At 61.7% G+C, this 6,133-nt stretch carries 1 protein-coding gene and 1 pseudogene; both read left to right on the forward strand.

The genetic code is table 11. The features are described from left to right. The first annotated feature begins 1,098 nt into the window (after positions 1-1,098). Positions 1,099-2,238 carry an efflux RND transporter periplasmic adaptor subunit gene (locus H8B02_RS44305; RefSeq protein WP_229172063.1) on the forward strand — a complete coding sequence of 380 codons (1,140 nt, stop codon included), beginning with the start codon at positions 1,099-1,101 and terminating at the stop codon, positions 2,236-2,238. Positions 2,239-2,246: 8 nt separating this feature from the next. Continuing rightward, positions 2,247-5,415 (forward strand): annotated as a pseudogene (locus H8B02_RS44310) (efflux RND transporter permease subunit). The last annotated feature ends 718 nt before the right edge of the window (positions 5,416-6,133 follow it).

The following is a 6,133-nucleotide window of genomic DNA, read 5'->3' on the forward strand; positions in this document are numbered from 1 at the left end:
TTGCTGCCGTTACCAGGGGGATGCTGCCGAAACGCACGCTTTGGTCCACAGCAGTCCCGTGGCCCCAGTAGTGCAACACGTGCTCGTTACCGTATCCTCATGCTCCAATTGTAACGCAAGTGACCATCTCCGATCGTTCCTGACGCTAACTACGAGTCATAACCAACGCTCTAGGTTATTTGCTCCGCGGAAGCCGGAGCACAGCACCTCGTAGCGCTCTGGTTATAGACGCAACACCGCTACACGGCGCTGACCGTGGCGGTAACAATGGAGTTGTCAGATGGTACGCAATCTTATCTTGGCCGCAACGGTTGCCGCCGTGGCCGCAACATCGCTCACTGTGCCGGCGCAAGCTGCGCTGTTCGGGGGATTTGGCGGTTTTCACGGTGCTGCAGTCGGGCGATTTGGCGGCCTTCACTACGGAGCCTATCGGGGCGGCGGCTATTGGGGTGGTGGATACTACCACGGCTGCTGCTACGGAGGCGCCATTGCCGCAGGTGCTGCAGGTGCCGCAGCGGGTGCTGCTGTGGGTGCGGCAGCGTCCTGGCCAGCTTACGTCCCACCCGCCACTGTTTATGCGCCTCCACCAGCCCTATATGCGCCGCCGGTCGTATACGCATTGCGAGCCTATTGATTAGCTCGACGTATGTCACCGACCGGCGATCCTTATTATGGATAGCTCGTCAGGCTCGGCAGCATCCCCGCTTGTCTGCTGGAATGAAAGCTCCAGCAGACAAGCATCGGCTCCTCCCGAATAATCTTGCGCGGTACCAGCATGAGCCTCGATCCGGACCCTGTCTTGCGCCCAATTGTTAGTGAAGTGTGCGAGAGAGTTGACAGCCGATGCAATATCGACTCGCACGCATGTCGCGATCCGGTTACTCGAGCACCGCATCGCGGGCAGAAGTCCGAACGAGTGCTGAAGTCGATAGGACCAGGCGGCGCGTTTGGAAGTGAAAGCCCTCGATCGTTGACGTCGACCCTCCAGATCCCACAGCGGACCGCAGGTTATTACCCGGTGGAGTATTGCGAATGAAGGTCAACATTTCGTCGCGCAATCCAGAAAGCAGAACGTTGGCTGGAGTGGAAGGATCGTCTTTGAGTCGGCGTAGTCTCCTCACTTTGACCGCAGGTGCTCTACTCACAGGATGTGAGCAGAATGCGTTCGTCCCGCCGCCACCGCCGGGCGTCGAGGTCGCGCGCCCGGTTCAGAAGACCATTACGCGCTATCTGGAGACAACAGGAAGTCTGGCACCGATCAAGAGCGTCGATCTGGTCGCGCGCGTGCAGGGCTTCCTGCAGTCGACCAACTACCAGGACGGCACCTTCGTGAAGGAAGGCACCACTTTGTTCACGATCGAGCCGGAGACCTACAAGCTCCAGCTCGAGCAGGCGCAAGCCGCGGAAGGCGGCGGGCAGGCGACGCTGAAACAGGCCGAAGCCGATTTCAAGCGGCAGACGGAGCTGGTGCAGCGACAGGCGGTCTCGCAGTCGACGCTCGACGCGTCGACGGCCACGCGCGACAATGCCCAGGCCAGTCGGCGGCAGGCCGACCTCAACACTAAGCTCGCCGAAATCAATTACGGCTACACCAATGTCGTCGCGCCATTCGACGGAATTGTCAGCGCGCACCTCGCCTCGGTCGGCGAGCTCGTCGGTGTGGGGTCCCCGACCCAGTTGGCCACCATCGTGGCGCTCGATCCAATCTATGCGAATTTCAACGTCAGCGAACAGGACGTCCTGCGAATCCGCGATGAGCTGCGGCGGCGCGGCGTGACAGCGGAGGAGATCAGGCAGGTGCCGGTCGAGGTCGGGCTGCAGACGGAGACTGGCTATCCGCACAAGGGCAAGCTCGATTACATCTCGCCGACGCTGAGCGAGTCGACCGGCACGCTGGCGGTACGCGGCGTGTTCTCCAACCCTGACCGCGCCATGCTGCCGGGCTTTTATGTTCGGGTGCGCGTGCCCTTCGATGAGCAGAGGAACGCGCTATTGGTGCCCGACGTCGCGCTCGGCAGCGACCAGGCCGGACGCTACGTGCTGGTGGTGAATGGCGAGAACGTCGTCGAGCAGCGCAAGGTGCAGACCGGGCCGCTGGAGGGTGATCTGCGGGTCATCGAGAGCGGCCTGAAGCCGGACGATCGCGTGGTGATCGCAGGCCTGCTGGGGGCCATTCCCGGCCAGAAGGTCGATCCGCAACTGCTGAAGATCGAGGCCTCCAACGCCTCAGCCAAGTAGGACGCGCCATGATTTCGAAATTCTTCATCGAGCGGCCGGTCCTCTCCAACGTGATCGCGATCCTGATGATCCTGATCGGCGGCGTGGCGCTGCTCAATCTCGCGGTCGCGCAATACCCGGATGTGGTGCCGCCCACGGTGCAGGTGACGACGCGCTATCCCGGCGCGTCCGCAAAAAACCGTGATCGACACTGTGGCGCTGCCGATCGAACAGCAGGTCAACGGCGTCGAGGACATGCTCTACATGCAGTCCTACAGCGGCGCCGACGGCACCTATACGCTGACCGTGACCTTCAAGATTGGCACCGATCTCAACTTTGCGCAGGTGCTGGTGCAGAACCGGGTGTCGAGCGCGCTGTCGCAACTGCCGCAGGCCGTGCAGAACCAGGGCGTCACCGTTCAGAAGAAGTCGACCTCGATCCTGCTGTTCGTGACGCTGACCTCGCCGGACGCGAAATATGACAGCCTCTATCTCAGCAACTACGCCACGCTCAATCTGAAGGACGAGCTGTCGCGGTTGCCGGGCGTCGGCAACGTCACGGTGTTCGGCGCCGGGCAATATTCCATGCGCGTCTGGCTCGATTCGAACAAGCTGCAGGCGCGCGGATTGATGCCGCAGGACGTCGTTCAGGCGATCCAGCAGCAGAGCCAGCAGGTCACGGCGGGTCAGGTCGGCATGCCGCCGACGCCGCCGGGCCAGGCCTTCCAGATCACGCTGAATGTCAATGGCCGTCTCGATGATGCGGGCCAGTTCGAGGACATCATCGTCAAGACCGGCAATAATGGCGATGTGACGCGGGTGCGCGACGTCGGCTCGGTCGAGCTGGGCGCGCAGACCTACAGCCAGATCTTCTCGCTGAACAAGCAATCGGCCACCGGCATCGGCGTGTTCCAGTCGCCCGGCGCCAACGCGCTGCAGGTCGAGCAGGCGGTCGAGAGGAAGATGGCAGAACTCGCGAAGGCGTTTCCCAAGGGCATCAAATACGACACGCCGTTCAATACCACAAAATTTGTCACCGCCTCCATCAACGAGGTCTACAATACCCTGCTCGAAGCCGGTCTGCTGGTGCTGGTGGTCATCCTGGTGTTCCTGCAGGACTGGCGCGCGATGCTGGTGCCGGCGACCACCGTGCCCGTCACCATTATCGGCGCCTTCGCGGCGATGGCCGCGCTCGGCTTCACCATCAATCTGTCGACCCTGTTTGCGATCGTGCTTGCGATCGGCATCGTAGTCGACGACGCCATCGTCGTGGTCGAGGGCGCGGCGCATAATATCGAGCAGGGCATGTCCGGGCATGACGCCGCGATCAAGGTGATGGACGCGTTGTTCGCGCCGATCGTTGGCATCACGCTGGTCCTGATCTCCGTCTTTCTGCCCGCGTCATTCCTGCCGGGGCTGACGGGCCGCATTTACGCGCAATTTGCGCTCGTGATCGCCGCGACTTCGCTGCTTTCGGCCATCAACGCAGCGACCTTGAAGCCGACACAATGTGCGCTGTGGCTGCGCCGCCCGGGACCGCTCGAGCAGCGTAACTTCTTCTACCGCGGCTTCAACAACGTCTATAACCGACTCGAGCACAGCTATGCCCGGCTGATCGGCTCGCTGGCCCGGCACGCCAACGTGTCCGTTGTCGTCGCGCTGAGCTTGATCGGGATCGGCGGCTATGGCCTCTCAAGGGTGCCGACCGGCTTCCTGCCGATCGAGGACCAGGGTTACCTGATCGCCGCGGTGCAATTGCCCGATGGCGCCGCGCTCGACCGGACGCAGAAGGTGCTCGACAAGGTCAGCGAGATTGTCGGCAAGGCGCCCGGCGTCGCACAGGTCATCACCATCGCCGGCATCTCCGCGCTCGACAACAGCGCGGACCTGGCTAATGCCGGTGTCGCCTACATCATCCTGAAGGACTGGGACTCGCGTGGCCCAGGCGAGGATTTGCGCTCGCTGGTGTACGGGCTGAACGACAAGGTCTCCACCATCATGGAGGCGCGAACGCTGGTGCTGCCGCCGCCGCCGATCCAGGGCATCGGCAACGCGGCCGGCTTTGCGATGCAGGTCGAATTGCGCGACGGCAACACGGACTATGCCAAGCTGCAGACGATCACCAGCGAAATGGTCAGGAATGCGCAAAGCCAGAGCGCGCTGCAACGCGTGCAATCGCCGTTCCGCGCCACGGTGCCGCAATTCGACGTCGAAATTGACCGCATCAAGACCCAGACCCTGCACGTCACCACCGATCAGGTGTTTTCGGCGCTCGCATCCTATCTGGGCTCGTCCTACGTCAACCAGTTCAACAAGTTCGGCCGCGTGTTCCAGGTCTATACCCAGGCCGAGGCAGGTTCGCGCCTGACGCTGCGCGACATCCATAATATGACGGTGCGCAATCAGAACGGTGACATGATCCCGATCGGCACGGTCGCCAAGATCACGCCTTCGGTCGGTCCGTCCCTGATCAGCCTCTATAACCTCTATCCATCCTCGACCATCGTCGGTCTGCCGGCGCAGGGCTACAGCTCCGGTCAGTCACTGAATCTGATGGAGCAGATCGCGGACAAGACGTTGCCGCCGGGCAGCGGCTATGAGTGGACAGCGATGTCATATCAGGAGAAGGCCGTCACGAGCCAGATCTACTACGTATTTGGCCTCGCGATGCTGCTGGTCTATCTCGTGCTCGCCGGACAATATGAGAGCTGGTACGCACCGATCTCGGTGATATTGGCGGTGCCGCTGTCGGTGCTCGGGCCGATGGCGGTGCTGAAAGGATTGAAGATCGACAACAACCTCTATGTCCAGATCGGCCTGATCCTCCTGATCGCGCTGTCGGCGAAGAACGCGATCCTGATCGTCGAGGTCGCGATCGAATTGCACGACGAGGGTAAGTCCATCGTTGAATCCGCGATAGGGGCGGCGCGCGCCCGCTTCCGCCCGATCCTGATGACCTCCTTTGCCTTCATTCTCGGCGTGGTGCCACTGGTGCTCGCGACCGGCGCTGGCGCCAATGCGCGCAAGTCGATCGGCATCACGGTGTTCTCAGGCATGCTCGCGTCGACCTGCCTTGCGGTGCTGTTCGTGCCGGCCTTCTTCGTCGTGGTGCAGCGTTTCGAGAATTGGCGAAAAGCACGGAAAGCTAAGGCGCCGGAGCCGCAGAGGATGCCGCAGGCGCCGAGCGTGACGCCCTAGCGTGCGGATCGGCCAACTCGGCTTGGCCGCCCTGTAAGCCGAATCAAGGACTCCCGCGCGCGTCAAGACCGGCGGTTACCTCTGCTATATCCGAAAGTCGCGCGGCGACTCGCTGAGTGGGAGGCAGCATCAAATGTCGGCACCGAACCTCAGGGCATAGCGGGAAGTGTGGCGGTCGCGCGCCAGATTTCGGGGCTAGTTCTGCGACGCGTGTTAACGCGTTGTCCGACGACCAATATTGCGCACGGCGTTGCAGCCGCAGGCGTTATCAGACGGGGCCGCCGCCAAAACGCACGCTTTGGCCCACAGCCCCTGGCGCACGAGCCCCAACACGTACTTGTGACGCCCCGCATTTAGCGTTCTCATGCCCAATTGTAACGTAAGTGACCATCTCGGATCGATTCTGATCATAACAACGAGTCGCACCAACGCGCTGGCTCCTCAACTCGAGGTCGACTGCAGACCGAAAGCGGTTATTCGAATCCATCGCCTCACTACTGGAGACCGAAAGTGAGAACCATCATCCTTCTTTGCTCGATCGCTATGACGATGAGTGCATTGGCAATTTCATAGGCTCGCGCGGAAACCGCCATCGACAAACATAGCGACGTTTCTCCTTTGATCATCTATGTCGGCGATTTCGAGGCGATTAGTGAGGAGACCAGCCCGTCGAGGGGAGCCCTTTCGCGATTGCACTCGATGGTTCACGCCCATAAAG

It is taken from the genome of Bradyrhizobium altum (genome assembly GCF_020889705.1).
GTDB lineage: Bacteria > Pseudomonadota > Alphaproteobacteria > Rhizobiales > Xanthobacteraceae > Bradyrhizobium > Bradyrhizobium altum.